The sequence below is a fragment of the Amycolatopsis sp. CB00013 genome, from assembly GCF_001905755.1.
GTDB classification, from domain to species: Bacteria; Actinomycetota; Actinomycetes; order Mycobacteriales; family Pseudonocardiaceae; genus Amycolatopsis; species Amycolatopsis japonica.
The window spans coordinates 638,658-657,862 of the sequence record NZ_LIWC01000001.1; the positions used below are offsets into that span (position 1 = coordinate 638,658).

Genomic DNA, 19,205 nt, shown 5'->3' on the forward strand with positions numbered 1-19,205 from the left:
CTCCGCTGCGTCCTCGCGCTCCGGCAGTATCGCATCCGCCAGTCCGGCGTCGGGATGCAAGCAGAGGCAAGACATCGCACAGGCGGGAAGAGCGGGCGGACCTCGGTCTTGTGTTCGCGTCCGAAATGGTGACACAGTTGGCCCGCCGCGACGTGCTGCGCATGTTCCGGCGGGTGGTCAACGGGGCTGGCCTTGAGTCAGGCGAGTGGACACCGCAGGAGATGTGGGACAGCTTCATGTGGTTGCTCCCGGACGCAAAGGTGTCGATCGAGGACATCGCGCGTCTCTGCGGACACATCGGGACTGCGGTCACCGAACGGGTCTGTCGGCACCAGATCCGGCCGGTCATGGTCGAGGCCGCCACTGCGATGGACACCATCGTGGGCCGCCGCGTCCGGGAATCGTAGTCAGGCGTGTCCCCAGATGGTCCCCAAGGAGGATCACCGGCTTGACATTGCCTGCGCACGGAGAAGGCCCGTGAGCAGCGGTTATGCTGCTCACGGGCCTTTCGTCTTCCGGTCGGGCTGACAGGATTCGAACCTGCGACCCCTTGACCCCCAGTCAAGTGCGCTACCAAACTGCGCCACAGCCCGGACCCGCGCTCCGTGGAGTGCGATGTGAGTACTTTAGCGGGTCCCGAACCGGGGCTTGCAACCAGGGGTCACTGTGTGTCTGAGCTGGGAAAACGGTCCGTGAGGGCCGCCCTGCCGCATTCGGGCGGCCCCCACGGGGTCACTGAGGGTTGCCGGCGTGTGTGAGGGTCTGCCAGGCGACGAACAGACTGTTGGTACCCGCCGGGCGCTGGCGCAGGGTGAGGGCCTCCGTGTTGCTCATGGTGTGCCCGAGGCGGGTGTGGAGGTGGTTGTACCCGACTTCGGTGATCGGGCCGAGACCGAGCTTCAGGCTGCCGCCGCACAGCCACGACGGGACCGCGGCGCCCATCTGGTACTTCGCGTGGAAGCCGAGGCCTTCGCGGAGGCGGTCGGCGATCTCGGGGTAGAGGTCCTGGCCCTGGATACGGGTGGTCTCGGCGAAGTCCGCGATGGCGGCGAGGCCGTAGCCGGTGTGCGTGAAGTCCCGGCAGGTCTCCTGGGAGAGGCCGTTGACGAACGTCGTCTGGCCTTGCCAGTACTTCACGATCTTGTCGCGCGTGTCCAGCCCGCTGCCGGGCGCGGTCTTCGGGAGCGCGCCGTCGCTGGTCAGGTAGAGATAGGCGGGGACGCGGGTGCGGAATTTCGCGACGGCCTTGTCGTAGACCGTCTTGTCGTCGAGGAACACGGCGATGCCGATCGCGGCCTCGGTCATGCTGAGTTCCCAGTTCCCGTTGCTGTGACTGCCGTTGATCACCTCGGGCAGGTACACGTTCCGGAGCATGGTGCCGAAGCGGCCGGAGTTCGGCCAGCTCGTGTAGGTGTGCTTGATGATCTCCGCGGCGCGCGGCCAGGAGGAGGCCGACCAGGCCGACTGCAGGGGAGCGTTGCTGTTCGTGTGATCCTTCAGTACCGCGGACCAAGCGTCCATGATCTCGATCGCCTTGGTCGCGTATTTCGCGTCGCGCGTGATGTACCACGCCAATGAAAGAGAATACGCGGCGATCGCGTCTTGCCGTTCATCGGTACAGCCGATGTTCGGATTCGAATAGGAACCGCATTCGACGATGGCGCGTGGTTTCGGTGACCGGGACAACGAGGCGTACGAACTCGACATCATCGCGTCGTAGGCCTGTTTCCACGGTTGCGCGCCGGCCTGGACCTTGGCGCGGACGAAGTCCAGTTGCGGGCGGCTGACCAGCACGCCGGGATGGGTGAAGGTGGCGGGCGCGGCCTGGGTGGGAGCGCTGAAAAGGCCTAGCGCCAACGGGACGAGCGTGGCCAGGGCGAGCAGTTTCCTCGGTAGGGACATGGTTCTCCTCGGGCGGGTGTGAGCCAGGTCACCGGCGGCGTGCGTTCAGTGTCATGGTCTGAACCAGTTGCGTCAAGACCTTTATTCGCCTCGAAAAGAAAGAAAGCCCGCCCGTTCAGCGGGCTGAACGAATCAATGCGGCCAAAGGCCGACGAAGGCCGGGCTGCCGATCGGATAAGTGCCGATCAGGCGCCAGGTCGCGCGTTCGTGGACCTGGATCGCGTCACTGCTCTGCGCGGCGATATAAACGTGCTCGCCGACGATGGAGAAGTGCCGGGGCCATTCGCCGGTGCCGTGGTCGGCCACGGCCACACCGTCGGAAGTGAATTCCGTGATCTTCTCGGGGCCACGGTTCGACAGGAACAGCCGGTCGCCGTGCAGGACGAGCTGCGCCGGGAGGTTCTCGCCGCCCGGTTCGAGCGTCGCCGGAACGGAGTTCTCCACGGCGAACGTGCCCGGCGGCTCTTCGCGCACCGTCACGAGCGACGCGGCCAGTTCGCCGACGACGTACGCGTGACTCGTGCCCGGACGCCGGACCAGTTGCCGCGGGCCGGTCCCGGCGGGCAGCGTCGACACCGACACGGGGATCAGTTCGCCTTCCTCGCCGAGGCGATAGCTCCGGATCTCGTCGGTGCCCAGGTCGACCGCGCTGACCAGCGTGCCCGTTTCGTCGACGACGGCCATGTGGACGTGCGCGGCTTCCTGCCGTTCGGCGTTCGGGCCGCTGCCTTCGTGCCGGACCAGCGCCGTCCGCACGGTGGGCACCCCGTCCGGGCCCAGCGCGAACGCGGCCAGGCTGCCACCGCTGTAGTTGGCGCACAGCAGGAACCGGCCGTCCGGCGTGACCGACAGATGGCACGGATCCGCCCCGCCGGTCGGCAGCGAGTTCAAGGCCGACAGCGTCCCGTCTTCGGCGACCGACACGGCGGTGATCGCGCCCTCGGCCGTCTCGTTCACCGCGTAGAGCACCGGAAGTGTGGGATGCGGGGTCAGCCAGCTCGGCGAATCCAGGGCGAGAGAGCCCACCGGGGTCAGCTCCCCGGTCCGCGCGTCGCGCCGGAACGTGCCGATGCCTTCGCCGCGGCCGTCGCTCGCGGCGGTGTAGGAGCCGACGATGAGCAGAGTCCGGTCGTCGTTCGCAGAAGTCACGAGGCACACTGTGCAGCAAGCCGAGGTGGAGGTGAATCCCTTTTGACCACATCCTGCGCGATCGTTTCGGGAGCGGCGTCCGGTATCGGCGCGGCGACCGTCGCCCGGCTGGCCGAAGCCGGCCACACCGTTGTCGGCATCGACATCACCGAGCAGCCCGGGATCCGGCACAGCGTCGTCGGCGACGTTTCCGATGAAGACACGTGGCGCCGGGCCGTCGAGCTGGCGGAGGAGACGTGCGGCGGGGTTGACGTGCTGGTCAGCAACGCGTTCACCGCGGTGATGGCGCCGCTGCACGAACTCGGCAGGAAGGACTGGGACCGTCAGCTGGACGTCAATCTGGCGGGCGCGTATCTCGGCGCCAAGGCCTGCCTGCCGTCGTTGCGGGAGCGGCGGGGCTCGATCGTCCTCGTGTCCTCGGTGCACGCCATGGTCGGCCTGCCCGGGCGGCCCGCCTATGCCGCGAGCAAGGGGGCTTTGGTGGCGCTCGGCCGTCAGCTGGCCGTGGAGTACGCGCCCGACGTCCGCGTGAACTCCGTCCTGCCCGGCCCGATCCTCACGCCGATCTGGGACGCGGTGGCCGAGGCCGATCACGCCCGCGCGGTCAAGGCCACCCCGGCGGGGAGACTCGGGGATCCCGCCGAGGTGGCCGAGGTGATCGCGTTCCTCGCCTCGTCCGCGGCCTCGTACGTCACGGGGACGCAACTGGTGGTCGACGGCGGCTGGTCCGCGACCAAGGATTCGGTCTAGCCCGGGGTGCCGGTGACCGGCACCCCGGGGGAGGCGTCACTTCAGCGAGTTGTCCACTGTGGTCATGAGGGATCCGGTGTCACCGGACATCTCCCAGGCCATGACCCCGAGCAGCCCTCGCGTCTTGAGCCAGGCGACCTTCTGCTGGATGGACCAGGCGTCGTCGAAGGTCCACCATTGCCCGCCGTTGCCGGTGTAGCACGACGTGGCCACGGCCGCGGTGTCGTGCTGGACGGCGCAGTTGGGGACACTGGCCAAGAGATTCGCGTAGCCACGAGTACCTGCTTCCTCGGCGAACTGGCCGGGCGCGGCTCCGGTCGCGCTCTGCCATTCGCCCTTCTTCCCGCCTTCCGCGACCCCTTGCCAGCCTCTCCCGTAGAAGGCGAGCCCGAGGGTCAGTTTCCGTGGATTGGCACCGGCTTCGGTGTAGGCGTTGATCGCCGATTCCACACTGAACTTGAAGTTGTACGGATCGTCCGCGTCGGCGTAGAGGTTCCCCTGATGGCCGGTGCGGTTCGGCTCCCACGAGTTGTCGCTGCCCGAGCCGTGGAAGTCGTAGCCCTGCACGTTCGCGACGTCGAGGTAGTCGAAGATCTTCGGGATCTCCCAGCCGCCCTTCACCTTCGCCGGGTCGGCGGGAGTGAACGCCTGCAGTTCGTACCGCTTGCCGGTGGTCGCGCCGTAGGCGTCCATCTGCGTGCGGAACTCGGCCAGCAGCGCGGTCAGGTTCGTCTTGTCGTTGGCGCTCCAGTGGTTCCCGGGGTGCCCGTCGGGGCTGCCGGGCCACTCCCAGTCGATGTCGATGCCGTCGAAGATGCCCGCGGCCGTGCCTGGACCGCCGGCGCCGCCGTACGCCTTCACGTTCCCCTTCAGGTACGTGTCGATGCACGACGCGACGAACTTCTGCCGCGACGCGGGCGTGGCCGCGACGTCGGAGAAGTACTTCGAGTAGGTCCAGCCACCCAAGGAGATGAGCACCTTCAGGTTGGGGTACTTGGCCTTGAGCTTCTTCAGCTGGTTGAAGTTGCCGCGCAGCGTCTCCCAGCCGGTGTCGCCGACCCCGTCGACGGACTGGGACGCGGACATCGGCCGCGAGTAGTCGGCTTCCGCGTCGCCCGCGCCGTCGCCCTGGTTCGGGTCCTGCGGATTGGACGTCGTTCCCTTGGTGACGCCCGAAAGACAGGTGTGGTTGACGGGGTCGATGTTCCCGAAGGCGTACAGCAGATGGGTCAGCTTCGCGGCCGAGCCGTTGGTCACCAGGTTCTTGACGAAGAACTGGCGGCCGTAGATGCCCCACTGGACGAAGTAGCCGACCCGGGCGTACCCGTTCACGATGTCGCCGGTGCGAGCGCTGACGGCCGCGCTCGCCGCGGAGACGTTGTCGTACCCGTCACGGGCTTTGACCGTGAAAGAGTACGAAGTGGACGGTGAAAGCCCGGTCACCGTCGCGGTCGTGCCGGTGACGGTGGTGGCGAGGGTCGTGCCGCGGTAGACGTCGTAGGAGACGACGCCGGTGTTGTCCGTGGACGCGTTCCACGCCAGCGAGATGGAGCCCGAGGTGACCGCGGTCGAGCGAAGGTTCGACGGCACGGTCGGCGCCTGGGTGTCGTCGCTCGGGTTGTTGGTGGTCACCGCCAGCGCCGGGGTGGGCGGGGATTTGGCGTCCTTGCGGTCTTTGGCGACGACGGTGAAGCTGTAGGCCGTGTTCGGCGTCAGCCCGGTGATCCTCGCTTCGGTGCCGGTGACCGACGCCGCCAGCGTGGTGCCTTGGTAGACGTCGTAGCCGACGACGGGCAGCGAGCCGGGGGCCGCGGCGTTCCACGCCAGCGCGGCGGTCGTGGTCGTCTTCGCCACGAGACGCAGGTTGGCCGGGGTCGACGGCGGCGCGTCGCCCGAGCCGTCACAGTTGGCGTCGTCGATCCGGCACGTGGTCGGGTTGACCGCGGAACTGAGCTGGAACGACGGGCTGTAGGGATAGGTCGAACGGCCCGGCGCGAGCGACTTGATGTAGAACGCCGGGGTGAGGGTGACCTGGTTGCCCGACTGGGAAACCGTGGCGTGCGAGCCGCTCGTGGCGGTCACGCCGGCGGGCACGGTGAAGGTGATGGACCAGTCGGCGACGGTTTCGCTGCTGGGGTTGGTGACGGTGTACTCACCGGTGGTTCCGGCCAAGGTGAAGGCGGCGCGGAGGCGGCCCGCCGCCAACGCCGGATTACCTGCGGCCACGAGGAGCCCGGCGGCGAGGAGTGTCACGGTGAGTGCGCTGAGTAGTCTTCTTCTGGTGCGTCTCATGGCGGTTCTCTCCAAAAGAGGCGGCGAGACTGACCTGCTCGGAAAATGGCGCGTGTGGTCTAGACCACAGATGAATGTAGCGCGGCACGCATAAAAGGTCTAGACCGATTCGTCGGTCGTGAACCCGTTCGGCGCCGGATGCGGACAACAAGTGACACCGACGAACGGCGAAAGGCGGTCCATGAGCTCATCCGAGGCGGATCCGGGCGATCCGGAGGACGCGGAAGTGATCGCGAGGTCGGTGACCAGCCCGGACCGGTTCTCCGCGATCTTCGACCGGCACGCCGCGCACATCCACCGCTACCTGGTCAGACGTATCGGGCCCGCGGCCGCGGAAGACGCGCTGGGGGAGACGTTCCTGATCGCCTTCCGCAAACGCGCGGGATACGACACCGAGCGCCGCGACGCCCGGCCGTGGCTCTACGGCATCGCGACCAACCTGGTCGCGCAGCGGCGCCGAGACGAGGTCAGGGAGCTGAAACTGCGGGAAGCCCTCGGCCCGCCACCCGACGAAGAGGGGCATGCCGAACGCGTCGCCGATCAGGTGACCGCCGAGGCGATGGGAAAACTGCTGGACTCCGCGCTCGCGGAACTGGCCGACGGCGACCGCGACACGCTCACGTTGTTCGCCGGGGAAGGCCTGAGCTACGAGGAGATCGCCGCTGCGCTCGACATCCCGCTCGGCACCGTCCGCTCGCGGCTCAACCGTGCCCGCCGGAAGGTCCGCGAGGCGCTCGGGCGCCCGGACACCACGATTGCGAAGGAGATCTCCACCCATGGATGAGCTGCAGCTGATCGCCGAGCGGACCGGATCGGTGCCCCTCGCGGAATCCGGCGCCCTCGGCTCGGCACGCGCGCGATTGATGGCCGAAATCGCCTGCGCCGGAACGGAAAACGTGGCGCCGCTGAACAACCGGCGGCGCTGGGTCCGGACCGGCGCCGGCGCGGTCGGACTCGCCGCGGCGATCACCGCCGTCGTCGCGCTGGCACCGGTCGAGAAGGTCGGCCTGGAGCCGACCGCGGCCGTCGCGGACCCCGTCGTCGTACTCCGCAACGCCGCCGCGGCCGCGCTGAAGGCGCCGGACACTCGGCCGAAACCGGACCAGTTCGTCTACACGAAGACGAAGCAGCCCGACGGCGAACGGGAGGCGTGGCTGTCGGCCGACGGCACCCGTGACGGGCGGATCAAGATGGCCGACGGCTCGCTCTTCCCGCTCCCGGGCTGCCGGGACGGGCGGGGGCAGGTCTACAAGGGTGACCAGCCGCTCAAGGGCGTCACGGAGCCCTGCACGCCGTCACCCGCCTACCGGACGGACCTCCCCGCCGACGCCGAGGCGATGTTCGCCTACCTCAACGCCCATCACAGCGGTGAGACCGGTGACTACAACGCGATGGGCAAGGACATCCTCGCGCTGGCGAACGAGAACCTCCTCCCGCCCGCGGTCCGGGCCGCCCTGTTCGGCGCGGCCGCCAAGGTGCCCGGGCTGCGCGCCGTCGACCACACCGAGGACGCGGCGGGCAGGCCCGGTGTCGGCATCACGTGGCCGCTCGGACCGCATGACGACCCGAAGGTGGCGAAACCGGTGGTGATCGTCTTCGCCGCCGACACCTTCCTTTATCTGGGCACGAATTCGACCGCGGTCACCGGGTCCGGCGTGGTGGACGAAGCCGGACAACGCCCCTAGGCCGATCAGCGGCCGGTGAAGGTCGCCTTGCCGGGACCGTCGGCGAGGAACGACTTCACCGCGCCGCGCAGATCTTCGGTCTCGAAGAGCCCGGCGGCGATGGTCGTGATGTGCTCGTTCGCCTCGGCGACGCCGCCGTGCTCGTAGTGCTCGAGCACCTTCTTGGTGGCGGCGTGCGCCCGCGTCGGGCCCTGCGCGAGATCGGTCGTGAAAGCGCGGACGGCCTCGTCGAAGCCGTCCGCCGGGAACACCCGGTTGACCACGTTCCAGCGTTCGAGTGTCGCGGCGTCGTAGGTCGCGCCCGTCATCACGAACTCCTTGGCGCGGCCGACCCCGGCGCGGGCGGCGAGCCGTTGCGTGCCGCCCATGGTCGGGGTCAGGCCGACGACCCGTTCGACCAGGCCGAACTTGGCCTTCTCGCTCGCGAGGATGATGTCGCAGGCGACCGCGACCTCGAACGCCCAGGTCAGGCACAGGCCGTGGGCGGCGAACACGGTGGGGAACGGGAGTGCGGCGATCCGGTCGGGGATCGCCAGCATCTCGTCGAAGAGCACCTTCGCCTCGGCGGCGTTCGACTGGGCGTCGAACAGGGAGACGTCCACCCCGCCGCTGACGATCTTGCCCTCGGCGCGGATGAGCGCCGCGCGCGGCGGCGTGGTCTCCAGTTCGCCGATCGCCTCGCCCAGTTCGCGCTGCAGGTCCGCCGTGTACAGGTTCAGCGGCGGCGAAGCGATGGTCAGGACGGCGAGGTCGTCTTCACGGTCGAGGCGGATCGAGGTGGCCAAGGCGGATTCCCTCCGGTGGGTCGGTTTCCCGTGACCCTAGCCCGAGGTCGCCGCGAGTTCGTCCCATTGCGCCTGTGCTTCCGGTCGCCATTCGACGTGCTTGCGGTGGAAGAGGTCCGCCGCGCGCACGCCGCTCCAACCGTCGGGGAGGAGTTTTAGCGGAAGGCGTGGATCGAGGAACGGGAAGCTGCGCCATTCGTGTACGAGTTCGGTCTGCGCGCGCAGGACCCCGCGTTCGCCGGAGGGCCGCGCACCGGTGAAGCGGTCGATGAAGTCCTCGTACCGGTCTTTCAGGTCGCTGAGGTCCCAGGACCGCGCGACCATCGTCTCCTGGTCGCCTACGTCACCGTAGGCGGCGGTGAACGACATCGCCTGGGCGTCGAGGCCGAGTTCCTGCACGATCTGCTGGGCTTCCCGCTGGCGGCTGAGATCCGGGCTGACCCAGACCCCGGCGACCGGGGAACCGAACCCGGCCCACGTCAGGCGCGTGCGGAGCCGGTGCCGGAGATCCCGCTTCGCTTCGGGGACCGAGACGATCAGCATCAGCCAGCGTCCGTCCCAGGCCTTTTCCTCGTTGCCGAAGGCGTAGATCCGTTCCGCGCCTTCGGTCAGCAGGCGCCTGCCTGGTGGGGTGAGCGACCAGCGCACTCTTCGTCCGACGCGTTCGGAGACCACCCATCCTTCGGCGGAGGAACGGGCGAGCGCCTGCCGGGCGGACTTCTCCTCGATGTCCAGCACCCGCAGTGCCTCGACCAGTGTCGACGTCCAAATCGCCTGGTCGCGGGGCAGGACGTACTCGCCGAGGATCGTCATCAGCAGCGACCGCGCGCTGGCATGACCGACTTCCCGCCGCCTGCTCAATGTCGGCCTGCGGGTACCGCCTTTCTGCTGGTGGACGACGGGGACCGGGGTGGCGGAGTCCGCCATTTGCTGTCACCGACCTCAATGCTCGGGGGATTCGTTCGGGTCCAGAAGAACAACCAGGTTACCCACGTTCCGTGATCGCTTGGATACTTGCCACTCTTCCGAGGGACCACGAGCTGTTCAATCGGTCCCCGTAGACTTACCGATCTCATGAGCGCCACACTCGTTGCCAAGGATCTCGCCGCCGGCCACGGCGACCGTGTTCTGTTCTCCGGTCTCGACCTGGTCGTCGCGCCGGGCGAAGTGATCGGTCTCGTCGGGGTGAACGGCGCGGGCAAGTCGACCCTGCTGAAGACCCTCGGCGGCCTCGTGCCGCCGGAAGAGGGCAGTGTCCGGCTGAACCCGCCGACGGCCACCGTCGGTCACCTCCCGCAGGAACCGGAACGCCGCGAGGGTGAGTCCGTCCGCGCGTTCCTTTCGCGGCGTACCGGCGTCACCGCCGCCCAGGCCGCGCTCGACGCCGCGACCGAGGCGCTCACCGCGGGCGAACCCGGCGCGGACGACGCCTACGGGTTGGCCCTCGACCGCTGGCTCGCGCTCGGCGGGGCCGATCTGGACGACCGGGCGGGGGAGGTCGTCGCGGATCTCGGCCTCACCGTCAACCTCGACCAGCCGATGCTGTCGCTCTCGGGCGGGCAGGCGGCGCGTGCCGGGATGGCGTCGCTGTTGCTGAGCCGGTACGACATCTTCCTGCTCGACGAGCCGACCAACGACCTCGACCTCGACGGCCTGGAACGCCTCGAGCGGTTCGTGACCGGGCTGCGCGCGGGGACCGTCCTGGTGAGCCACGACCGGGAATTCCTCGCCCGCACCGTCGATCGCGTCGTCGAGCTCGACTACGCGCAGCAGCAGGTGCGGACCTACGGCGGTGGCTACGAGTCGTATCTGGAGGAGCGTGCCGTCGCGCGACGGCACGCCCGGGAGGAGTACGAGGAGTACGCGAACACCAAGGCGTCGCTCGAAGCCCGTGGCGCGATGCAGCGTTCGTGGATGGAGAAGGGCGTCAAGAACGCCCGGCGCAAGGCCACCGACAACGACAAGGTCGGCCGCAAGTTCCGGAGCGAGGCGACCGAGAAGCAGGCGTCGAAGGCACGCCAGACCGACCGCATGATCGAGCGGCTCGACGTCGTCGAAGAACCGCGCAAGGAATGGGAACTGCGGATGGAGATCGCCGCGGCGCCCCGGGCGGGCGCGGTCGTGGCGACCCTGCGCGGCGCGGTGGTGCGGCGGGGCGGGTTCACCCTCGGCCCGGTCGACCTGCAGATCGACTGGGCGGACAAGGTCGCGATCACCGGGGCCAACGGCGCCGGGAAGTCGACGCTGCTCGCGGCGCTGCTCGGGCGGGTCCCGGTCGACGAGGGCGCCGCCTCGCTCGGTTCCGGTGTCGTGGTCGGGGAAGTCGACCAGGCGCGGAAGCTGTTCCTCGGCGACCTTCCGCTCGTCGAGGCCTTCGCCAGGGAGGTACCGGAACTCGCCGACGCCGACGTGCGGACGCTGCTGGCGAAGTACGGGCTCAAGGCCGCGCACGTCCTGCGGTCGGCGGCCACGTTGTCGCCGGGGGAGCGGACGCGGTCGGCGCTGGCACTGCTACAGGCGCGCGGGGTGAACCTCCTGGTGCTCGACGAGCCGACGAACCACCTCGACCTGCCCGCGATCGAACAGCTGGAGTCGGCGCTCGCGGACTACCCGGGGACGCTGCTGCTCGTCACGCACGACCGGCGGATGCTGGACGCCGTGGCGACGACACGGCGGCTGGAAGTGGCCGAAGGGAAGGTCACCGAACTCTGAGCGTTTAGTCCTCTGAATGCGTGCGCATTCAGAGGACTAAACGCGGGGTCAGCCCTTGGTCGCGCCCCCGGTGAGGCCCTTCACGAACTGCTTCTGCAGCGCCAGATAGAAGATGAGCACCGGCAGCGTCGCCAGGAACATGAGCGCGAAGACGCTGCCGAGATCCGCCTGGTACTGGCCGATCGAGCGGTAGATCCCGGTGGTGACCGTGGTCCCCTGACTGGGGCCGAGGATGATCAGCGGATCGATGAAGTCGTTCCAGATCCACACGCCGAGGAAGATCAGCACACTCGCCGTGGCCGGGCGCAGCAACGGGAACACGATCCGCCAGAACACCTGTGCCCGGCTCGCGCCGTCGAGCCGGGCGGCCTCCTCGAGTTCCACCGGCACCCCGCGGATGAACCCGGTGAACACGAAGACCCCGAACGGCACGTAGTAGCCGACGTTGAACAGCACCAGACCCTGGATCGTCGCCATCAACCCGGTCAGCCGCAGCACCTCGGTGACCGGGATGAGGATCACCTGCGGCGGGATCATCAAGCCCGCCAACAGGATCAGCGCGAGCACCCTGGCCCACCGCTTGGCCGACCGCGCCAGGTAGTGCCCGAGCATGGCCGAAAGCACGGTCAGCACGAGGATCGACAGCAGCGTGACGAGCACGCTGTTCGCCAGGCTCACCCAGAACAGGCCGTCGGGCCGGGTGAGCACGGCGTGGATGTTGGCCGGCGTCGGTGGCAGCGGGACCGACGCCGGCGTCCGGGCGATCTGATCGCCGGGTTTGAACACGTTGACGAGCACGTAGTACAGCGGCACGGCGAAGAGCGCGCTCACCAGGATCGCGGCGACCGGCCGGATTTTCGCGGTCACAGGTCGACCTCCCGCCGCCGCAGGAAACGCAGCACGATCGTGGTCAGCGTCGCGACGATCACCAGCATCACCATGGCCATCGCGGACGCGTAGCCGACGTGGTTCGCGTCGAGGCCGGTGGCGAGGACGTCGAACGCGATGGTCGCCGTGGTCCCCGAACCCGGTCCGCCGTTGGTGACGACCTTGACGTAGTCGTAGGTCTTGAACGCCGAGATCAGCAGCACGACGGTGTTGATCGTCAGCGACGGCGCGAGCAGCGGCCACGTCACCGCGCGGAACCGGCGCACCGGCCCGGCGCCGTCGATCTCCGCGGCCTCCAGCAGTTCGGCCGGGACACCCTGCAGGCCGGCGAGGTACACGACCACGCAGAACCCCAGCATCTGCCAGCACACGATCGACGCGACCGAGTACAGCGCCAGATCCGGGTCGGAAAGCCAGCCCGGCGGATGCTCGACGCCGAGGGCGCGGAGCGCGTCGTTGACCGGACCCCGGTCGTCGAGCAGTTTCGTCCAGATGATGCTGACCACGACCGAGCTGAGGATCACGGGCGTGAAGAACACACTCCGCAAAGCGTTGTATAGCCAGCCTTTCCGGTCGAGCAGCACCGCGACGCCGAGCCCGAGCACGTTCGGCACGACCACGACGATCACGGTCAGGATCGTGGTGACGCGGAGCGCGGTCAGGAACTGTTCGTCCTGGAACAGCAGCCGGTAGTTCTCGAGGCCCACGAATTCCGCGGGCGGGCTGAACGGGTTGTGGTTCGTCAGGCTGTAGCCGAAGCTGATGAGGATCGGCGCCATGACGAAGCACAGGTAGATGACGACTCCGGGCGCGCCGAACGAGGCGAAATGCCACACGCGCGGCAGGATCGGTTTTCTCCCCATCGTGGTGTCAGCGCGCCTTCGCCCACTCGGTGTCCAGGAACGCGCACGCGTCGGCCACCGTTCTGCGGCCGGTGATGACGTCCTGCGCGGCCTGGTACACCTTGTCCTTCATTCCCGGCAGGAGCCCGTCGTCCGCGGTTTCCCAGCTGAAGGCGTTCACGACGGCGTTCTTCGCGACGGCTTCCTTGTACAGCTCGTATCCCGCTTTGAAGACCGGTCCGACGTCGGCGGGCGGCGTGTAGCCCTTGATGGCGGGGAACAGGCCGTCGGCCTTGACCGAGGCGTCGATCTGCTGCTTGTCCAGCTGGAACGCGAGCGCGAACTTCCTTGCCGCGTCGAGGTTCCGCGACTTCGCGTTGACGACGATGCCGCCACCGGTGTACGCGGGCACGACGAGTTTCCCGTCTTCGGAGGGAAAGTTGAAGACGCCGATCTCGAACGGCGGCTTCTTGGCGTCGGCGCTCGCGGCGAACCAGTTGCCCATCGGGTACATCGCGCCCTCGCCGTTGAGGAAGGCAGCCTCGGTCGCGGAGTAGTCGCGCGAAACCTGCGTCTTGTCGAGATAGCCCTTGGCCACCAGATCGGCGAACTTGCCGAACGCCTGCTGGAAGGCCGGGTCGGCGAACTTGACCTTGTCGGCCCGCCGCTGGGAAAGCCAGTCCGGTGTCTTGCCGTAGACCTCGACGCTGACCAGGCCGTCCAGCAGCATCGCGGACGGGAACCCTTCCTTGCCGCCGCCGATGGTGAACGGCGTGATGCCCTTCGCCTTCAGTTTCTCCGACGCCGCGAGGAGCTCGTTCCACGTCGACGGCGCCGACGTGATCCCGGCGTCGGCGAAGAGTTTTTTGTTGTAGTAGATCGGCGGGATGGTCTGGGTGTTGGCGGGCAGCTGGTGGTGCCCGCCCTTGATCGGGTTGGCGCCGGGGAACTGGAAGTCCTCGAGTTCCTCGGGTGTCCACGCGTAGAGGTTGCCCGATTCGGCGAACCCGGCCGAATCGACGGCGATCGCGACGTCGGGGAACTGGCCGGACTGCAGGAGTTGTTTGGCGTAGCCGGTGCGGTCGGTCGACGGGGCGACCAGTTTCTTCACGCTCAGACCGGGGTTCTTGTCCGTGACGCGTTTGATGGCGGAGTCCCAATAGGACGGTGGGAGGTTGGGCGTCTCGAACGTCAGGAAGGTGATCTCGCCGCCGGAGGCGTCCGTCCCGCCGCCGACGGTGCAACCGGTGACGCTCGCGGCGAGGAGTAGTGCGGCTCCCAACGCGAAGGACCTTCTCATGCCCCAGTCACCCTTCTCGCGGCGATGCACGACGTCTCATATACGACGGCATTCGATCGGATGTCTAGGGTGATGTCAAGCAGCTCTGGCAGGTCTCGGGGGCGAAAAGTCGCGATACATCTGATCTATCGGCGGGCTTAGGCCTTCGTCAACCGGATCACCGCACTCGCGAAATCGCCGTCCGGAAGGCCGGGGAACAGGCCGTGTGCCAGGAGCGAGGCGCCGTGCCACACCTTTCCGGTGTCTTCGTCGCGGTATCGGGCGGCGGGGTCGAGACCGTCGAGCCGGAGCGGTCGTTCACGAGTGTGGAAATGTGCCGCTTGCCGGAACACGAACACCACCGCGCGTCCGCCATCGGCCGCCACGTACTGCAGCGCGGAGAGGCCGTCGGTGGCAGGCGGCACGAGCCGGTGGAGCCTGCCGTGCTGGACGATCGGCCGGATGTCCTTGTACAGCGCGATCTGTTCGCGCGCGTGGACCAGATCCTCCTCAGGCCATTTCACGATGTCGCCGCCGATGCCGAGCACGCCGGCCATCGCGACGTGGAACCGGAAACTCAGGGGAGTGGACCGCCGGGTGACGAAGTTGGGGTCGTCGGTGACCCACGCAGACATCGCGCGCGCCGGGTACACCTGGCCGTAGCCGTGCTGGATGACGAGCCTGTCGAGCGCGTCGGTGTTGTCGGACGTCCAGACCTGATCGGTCCTGGCCAGCACCCCGAGGTCGATCCGCCCGCCACCGCCGCTGCACGCCTCGATCCGCAGCCCGGGATGGCGGGCGCGGAGGCGGTCCATGATCGCGTAGACCGAGCGGGTGTGCTCCACCCACAGAGTGTCCGGATCGACGGCACCTGGCCAGCCCGCTTCGCTGAAGGGGCGGTTCATGTCCCATTTCAGGAAATCGATCCCGTGCTCGCCGACGAGGGAGTCGAGCGTGCCGAACGCCCATTCGGCGACGTCCGGCCGGGCGAAGTTGAGCACCAGCTGCCGTCGCAGCTCCGACCGGGTCCGATGTGGATGGTGCAGGACCCAGTCCGGGTGGGCGCGGTACAGATCGCTGTCCGGGTTGACCATTTCGGGCTCGACCCAGAGCCCGAACTTCATGCCGAGCCGGTGCACCTCGCGGACGAGCGGTTCGAGACCACCGGGGAACTTGTCGCGGTTGACCTGCCAGTCGCCGAGGCCCGCGTGATCACCGCTGCGGGCGCCGAACCAGCCGTCGTCCATCACGAACAGTTCCACGCCGAGCGCAGCGGCCTTCTCCGCGAGCGCGCGTTGCCCGGCTTCGGTGACGTCGAAACCCGTTGCCTCCCAAGAGTTGTAGAGCACCGGCCGGAGTTCGCCGGGATGCGGGAGGACATGGTCGAGCGTGTATGCGTGCCACGCGCGGCTCGCGGCGCCGAATCCGCCGTCGGTGTACAACCCGGCGAAGACCGGGGTGGTAAGCGTGTCACCGGGTGCGAGCCGGGGGACGACGCCGTCCTGGCCGAAGCCGCCGGTCACGGTGAGCCGGCCGGTGGAGGAGCGCGTGGTGGTGATCCGCCACGAACCGCTCCACGCGAGCGCGGCGCTGTAGACCTCGCCGTGCCGCTCGGTGGCTTCGCCGTCGTCGAGCATCACCCACGGATTGGAGTGATGACTGGTGATGCCGCGCCTGCTGCCGAATGTGGTCTCGCCGTGGGGGACGGGCTCGCGGAGCAACTGGCTCTCGGCGGCCCAGCCGCCGGTGACGTGGCTGATCCGGTAGTCCGGCCGGATCGGCGCGACCCAGGTCGCCGAGTCGGCGCGGATGATCTCGATCGGGCCGTCCGTGCCGTCGTGGGCGAGTTCGGTCCAGCGCTCGATGACGTCCGTGCCCGCCGGGACGCGGTAGCCGAGCGTGATCCGTAGCGGGTAGTGGCGATCGCGGAAGTGGACGCGCAGCCGTTCGTCGTCGATGTCGTGTCCGAGGTAGCGCCATTCGAGGGCGCGGGTCCCGTCGGCGAACCGGACCTGGAGGGCGGGGGTCCAGTAGCGGGTGCCGCCGTCGGCGGCCAGTTCGTCCAGCCCCTCGTTGGGATCGTTGAAGGAATCCCAGCGTTCCTCGGTCCGGTTGAGGACGTCGGCGACCTGATCGGCGGTGAGCGCCGGGCCCCAGTAGACGTGGGACGGCGCGTCGTCGTCGGTCAGCCGGAGCGCGTAGCTCGTGGCTGCCGTGCGGATGAGCCAGGAACGGGTGCTGTCGTCGAAAACGATCTCGGCCACGGGCCCATCCTGACGCCCGGCGCCCGCGGTGACCAGGGGCTCCCGCTCGCCGGTACATGAAGGCCCCCTTCCTGTACCTAGGCGCAAGGAAGGGGGCCTTCATGTACTTGGGGAAGCGGTCAGCCGCCGACCTTCGCGATCGCCACGAAATGCTCAGGCCGCACCCGCACGATCACCTTCCCCGGCGACGTCGCGTACGCCAGCCAGCCGTCGATGACCTCCTGCCCCGCTTCGCCGAGGTACCGCCGGGCGATCAGTTCCGAGCCGAGACGGACGCCGTCCGGATCCGAGACGATCTCCGCGACACCCTCGACACTGACGAACGAGTACGGCGGGGTTGGGTCGTCGGCGACCACCGAAACCCGCGGATTCTCCTTGATCGCCTTGCCTTTGACCGTGTCCGCACCCAGGTTGACCAGGATGTCGTCCCCGTCGAGGGCGAACCAGACCGGCACCGCGTGCGGCCTGCCGTCGGGGCGGACCGTCGCGAAGACGGCGGTGCGGGTGCCTTCGGCGAGGAAGGCGCGGCGCTGGTCGTCGGTCATCTTCTCCGGCATTACTTTCCCTCCAGGATGGCGTCCAGGCCGAAGGCCGGGAACAGGTGACTGTCGAACGTGGTGAACTCGGCTGCCTTGCCGTCGACGACGCGGACGAGGTCGAGCTTGAAGGCGCGGAAGACGGTGTCGCCGGGACGTCGCAGGTACGAAGCGAACGCGGGCATCCGGTTCGCGTCGACGGGGACGGCGCGCCATTCGCCCATCTCTTCGGCGATCCTGCCGTGCCGGGCGAGGTGTTCGAGGCCGATGTAGCAGTGGGGCTCCGGCGGCATGGTCACGCGGACGTCGTCGCGGACCAGATTGCTCAAAGTGCTGAAATCGCCGCTGTCGTGGGCTTCGACGAGCCGCCGGACCAGTGCCCGTTCCTCTTCGGAGGGAGCCGAGACCGACCATTCGCCGCGTTGCTGCGGGAGGCGTTCACGCAGGGTCGCGCGGCCCCGTTGCAGGGCGCTGTTCGCGGCGGGGACCGAGAGATCGAGCAGTTCGGCGGTTTCGGCGGCCTGCCAGCCGAGCACGTCGCGCAGGATCAGCACCGCGCGTTGCCGCGGCGGCAGCATCTGCAGGACCGCGAGGAAGGCGAGTTCGATGGTCTCCCTGGCGATGGCGAGCGCGTGCGGTTCGGCCTCCGACGGCGCGATCTCGTCCAGCAGGCGGTCCGGATACGGCTGGATCCAAGGGACTTCGGCGAACGAGCGGACCGACGGCACCCGGCGGTCCTTCTTGCGGATCGCGTCGAGGCAGGCGTTGGTGGCGATCCGGTACAGCCACGCGCGGAAGTTGCCGCCGTCGAACGTGTCCAGGCCGCGCCACGCGTTGAGCAGCGCCTCCTGGAGGGCGTCTTCCGCCTCGTCGAACGAGCCGAGCATCCGGTAGCAGTGGACGTGCAGTTCCCGGCGGTGTTGTTCGGTGAGCGCGGCGAAGGCGGTTTCGTCTCCCGCCTTCGCCGCGGAGATCGTGTCGGTCATGGCGCCTCCCATCGAGTGTTCTTACCCGATGTAACGGCGCCCTTCACCGGAACTCATCGGTCCCGCGATGACTTTTTCGCGGGACCGCGGAAACCGCAGGTCAGGGACGAGCGGTGAGGTATCCGCCCATCGTGCGGAAGTACTCGGTCGCGGGCAGTTCGGTGCCGTCCTCGGTCCGCACCCGCTCGATGACGAGCCCGTGCGACCGGCCGCGGCGCGACTCGGGGCCGGCGACGATCACGACGCCTTCACCCTCTCGGATGAAGATCCGGCCGGGGGTGCCGCCGTACTGGCCCACCGACACCGAGGAGCGGATCACGCGCAGCTGCTTGCCGCGGTGGTAGGTGAAGGCGTTGGGGTACGGGTCGGACTGGGCGCGCACCAGCCGCTCGATCTCGTCCGCGGGCCACGACCAGTCGATGAGGCTGTCTTGCAGGGCGCGCTTGTGGAAGAAGCTGGCCTTCGACCTGTCCTGTTTGACCGGGGTGAAGTTCCCCTTCGCGATCAGCTCGATGGCTTCGGTGGTGATCGGCGCGATGAGATCGACCGTCCGGTGGAACAAATCGGTCGTCGTGTCCTTCGGTCCGACCGGGACGGAGCGCTGCAGCACGATGTCGCCCGCGTCGAGGTCGGCGTCCATCATGTGGGCGGTGAGGCCGACCTCCTTCTCGCCGTTGATGAGCGCCCAGATCAGCGGCGAGAAGCCGGCGTAGGCGGGCAGCAGCGAGTCGTGGACGTTCAGCGTGCCGTACCGCGGCATCTCGAAGATCTCCGGCGGCAGCCAGGTGCGCCAGTTGTTGGCGACGATCAGGTCGAGATCGGCTTCCTTCAGCTCCGCCAGGAGTTCCGCGTCGTCGGGACGCTGCCGCAGCAGCGCGCGGATCCCGTTCTCCTCGGCGAGGTCCGCGACGGAGTCGGACCAGATCTTCTCGTAGGCGTGGTCACTCTTCGGGTGGGTGACGACGAGGGCGACCTCGTGACCCGCGTCGATCAAGGCCCGCAGGGTGCGGTGTCCCCAGGTCTGGTATCCGAACATGGCGACCCGCATGGGACCGGCCTCCTCCTGGTCGAGGGATGAACATCACCACTGAAAGTACTAGTTGAGCCTCACCTAACTTAGGTTAGGGTTCCCTGG

17 protein-coding genes and 1 tRNA gene are annotated in these 19,205 nt (G+C 68.3%); 5 read left to right on the forward strand and 13 right to left on the reverse strand.

What is annotated here, in order from left to right:
* Nucleotides 1-137: 137 nt before the first annotated feature.
* Nucleotides 138-407, forward strand: a complete 270-nt coding sequence (locus tag AMK34_RS02790; protein WP_241832669.1) for a hypothetical protein — start codon at nucleotides 138-140, stop codon at nucleotides 405-407.
* A gap of 112 nt (nucleotides 408-519) precedes the next feature.
* On the opposite strand, the gene AMK34_RS02795 is transcribed toward AMK34_RS02790, so the two are convergent.
* The 3 genes from AMK34_RS02795 to AMK34_RS02805 all read right to left on the reverse strand — a co-directional run bounded on the left by AMK34_RS02795 (nucleotide 520) and on the right by AMK34_RS02805 (nucleotide 3,051).
* Nucleotides 520-593, reverse strand: a tRNA-Pro gene (locus tag AMK34_RS02795).
* A gap of 139 nt (nucleotides 594-732) precedes the next feature.
* Nucleotides 733-1,902: an alginate lyase family protein gene (locus AMK34_RS02800; protein WP_073842720.1), complete on the reverse strand. Its 1,170-nt coding sequence runs from the start codon at nucleotides 1,900-1,902 to the stop codon at nucleotides 733-735.
* A gap of 132 nt (nucleotides 1,903-2,034) precedes the next feature.
* A complete protein-coding gene (locus tag AMK34_RS02805) occupies nucleotides 2,035-3,051 on the reverse strand; it encodes a lactonase family protein (protein ID WP_073844530.1) in 1,017 nt (338 codons plus the stop codon).
* Nucleotides 3,052-3,093: 42 nt separating this feature from the next.
* Here AMK34_RS02805 and AMK34_RS02810 point away from each other — a divergent pair, with 42 nt between their 5' ends.
* Complete coding sequence (locus AMK34_RS02810; RefSeq protein ID WP_038514210.1) at nucleotides 3,094-3,801, forward strand: SDR family NAD(P)-dependent oxidoreductase; 708 nt, start codon at nucleotides 3,094-3,096, stop codon at nucleotides 3,799-3,801.
* Between the two features lie 36 nt (nucleotides 3,802-3,837).
* Here AMK34_RS02810 and AMK34_RS02815 read toward each other — a convergent pair whose 3' ends face one another.
* Complete coding sequence (locus AMK34_RS02815) at nucleotides 3,838-6,054, reverse strand: glycosyl hydrolase family 18 protein (RefSeq protein ID WP_073842721.1); 2,217 nt, start codon at nucleotides 6,052-6,054, stop codon at nucleotides 3,838-3,840.
* Between the two features lie 220 nt (nucleotides 6,055-6,274).
* Here AMK34_RS02815 and AMK34_RS02820 point away from each other — a divergent pair, with 220 nt between their 5' ends.
* Nucleotides 6,275-6,877, forward strand: coding sequence for an RNA polymerase sigma factor (locus tag AMK34_RS02820; RefSeq protein WP_038514205.1), 603 nt, complete (start codon nucleotides 6,275-6,277; stop codon nucleotides 6,875-6,877).
* The gene (locus tag AMK34_RS02825) at nucleotides 6,870-7,778 is read left to right on the forward strand and encodes a CU044_5270 family protein (RefSeq protein WP_073842722.1); all 909 of its coding nucleotides are present in this window, start codon (nucleotides 6,870-6,872) and stop codon (nucleotides 7,776-7,778) included. The genes AMK34_RS02820 and AMK34_RS02825 overlap by 8 nt, the downstream gene beginning before the upstream one ends.
* Before the next feature lie 5 nt (nucleotides 7,779-7,783).
* Here the strand turns inward: AMK34_RS02825 and AMK34_RS02830 are convergent, their stop codons facing one another.
* Together AMK34_RS02830 and AMK34_RS02835 are read right to left on the reverse strand one after the other, a co-directional pair.
* A complete protein-coding gene (locus tag AMK34_RS02830; RefSeq protein WP_073842723.1) occupies nucleotides 7,784-8,563 on the reverse strand; it encodes an enoyl-CoA hydratase/isomerase family protein in 780 nt (259 codons plus the stop codon).
* A 36-nt stretch (nucleotides 8,564-8,599) separates the two neighbouring features.
* Entirely contained in the window at nucleotides 8,600-9,490 is an 891-nt protein-coding gene (locus tag AMK34_RS02835) for a PaaX family transcriptional regulator (protein WP_073842725.1), read from the reverse strand.
* Nucleotides 9,491-9,637: 147 nt separating this feature from the next.
* Between AMK34_RS02835 and AMK34_RS02840 the strand changes: the two genes are divergently transcribed.
* Nucleotides 9,638-11,275, forward strand: a complete 1,638-nt coding sequence (locus AMK34_RS02840) for an ABC-F family ATP-binding cassette domain-containing protein (protein WP_038514196.1) — start codon at nucleotides 9,638-9,640, stop codon at nucleotides 11,273-11,275.
* Nucleotides 11,276-11,323: 48 nt separating this feature from the next.
* On the opposite strand, the gene AMK34_RS02845 is transcribed toward AMK34_RS02840, so the two are convergent.
* From AMK34_RS02845 to AMK34_RS02875, 7 genes are all read right to left on the reverse strand, one after another.
* Entirely contained in the window at nucleotides 11,324-12,142 is an 819-nt protein-coding gene (locus tag AMK34_RS02845) for a carbohydrate ABC transporter permease (RefSeq protein ID WP_073842727.1), read from the reverse strand.
* The gene (locus AMK34_RS02850; RefSeq protein ID WP_228694990.1) at nucleotides 12,139-13,026 is read right to left on the reverse strand and encodes a carbohydrate ABC transporter permease; all 888 of its coding nucleotides are present in this window, start codon (nucleotides 13,024-13,026) and stop codon (nucleotides 12,139-12,141) included. Before AMK34_RS02850 ends, AMK34_RS02845 begins: the two co-directional genes overlap by 4 nt.
* Before the next feature lie 7 nt (nucleotides 13,027-13,033).
* The gene (locus AMK34_RS02855) at nucleotides 13,034-14,305 is read right to left on the reverse strand and encodes an extracellular solute-binding protein (RefSeq protein ID WP_073844532.1); all 1,272 of its coding nucleotides are present in this window, start codon (nucleotides 14,303-14,305) and stop codon (nucleotides 13,034-13,036) included.
* Nucleotides 14,306-14,442: 137 nt separating this feature from the next.
* Nucleotides 14,443-16,548: an alpha-galactosidase gene (locus tag AMK34_RS02860; protein WP_073842729.1), complete on the reverse strand. Its 2,106-nt coding sequence runs from the start codon at nucleotides 16,546-16,548 to the stop codon at nucleotides 14,443-14,445.
* A 119-nt stretch (nucleotides 16,549-16,667) separates the two neighbouring features.
* On the reverse strand, nucleotides 16,668-17,105 hold the full coding sequence (locus AMK34_RS02865) for a PPOX class F420-dependent oxidoreductase (RefSeq protein ID WP_073842731.1): 438 nt from the start codon (nucleotides 17,103-17,105) through the stop codon (nucleotides 16,668-16,670).
* Entirely contained in the window at nucleotides 17,105-18,070 is a 966-nt protein-coding gene (locus AMK34_RS02870; protein ID WP_073842733.1) for an RNA polymerase subunit sigma-70, read from the reverse strand. The genes AMK34_RS02865 and AMK34_RS02870 overlap by 1 nt, the downstream gene beginning before the upstream one ends.
* Before the next feature lie 100 nt (nucleotides 18,071-18,170).
* On the reverse strand, nucleotides 18,171-19,118 hold the full coding sequence (locus AMK34_RS02875; RefSeq protein ID WP_038514182.1) for a methionyl-tRNA formyltransferase: 948 nt from the start codon (nucleotides 19,116-19,118) through the stop codon (nucleotides 18,171-18,173).
* Between the last annotated feature and the right edge of the window lie 87 nt (nucleotides 19,119-19,205).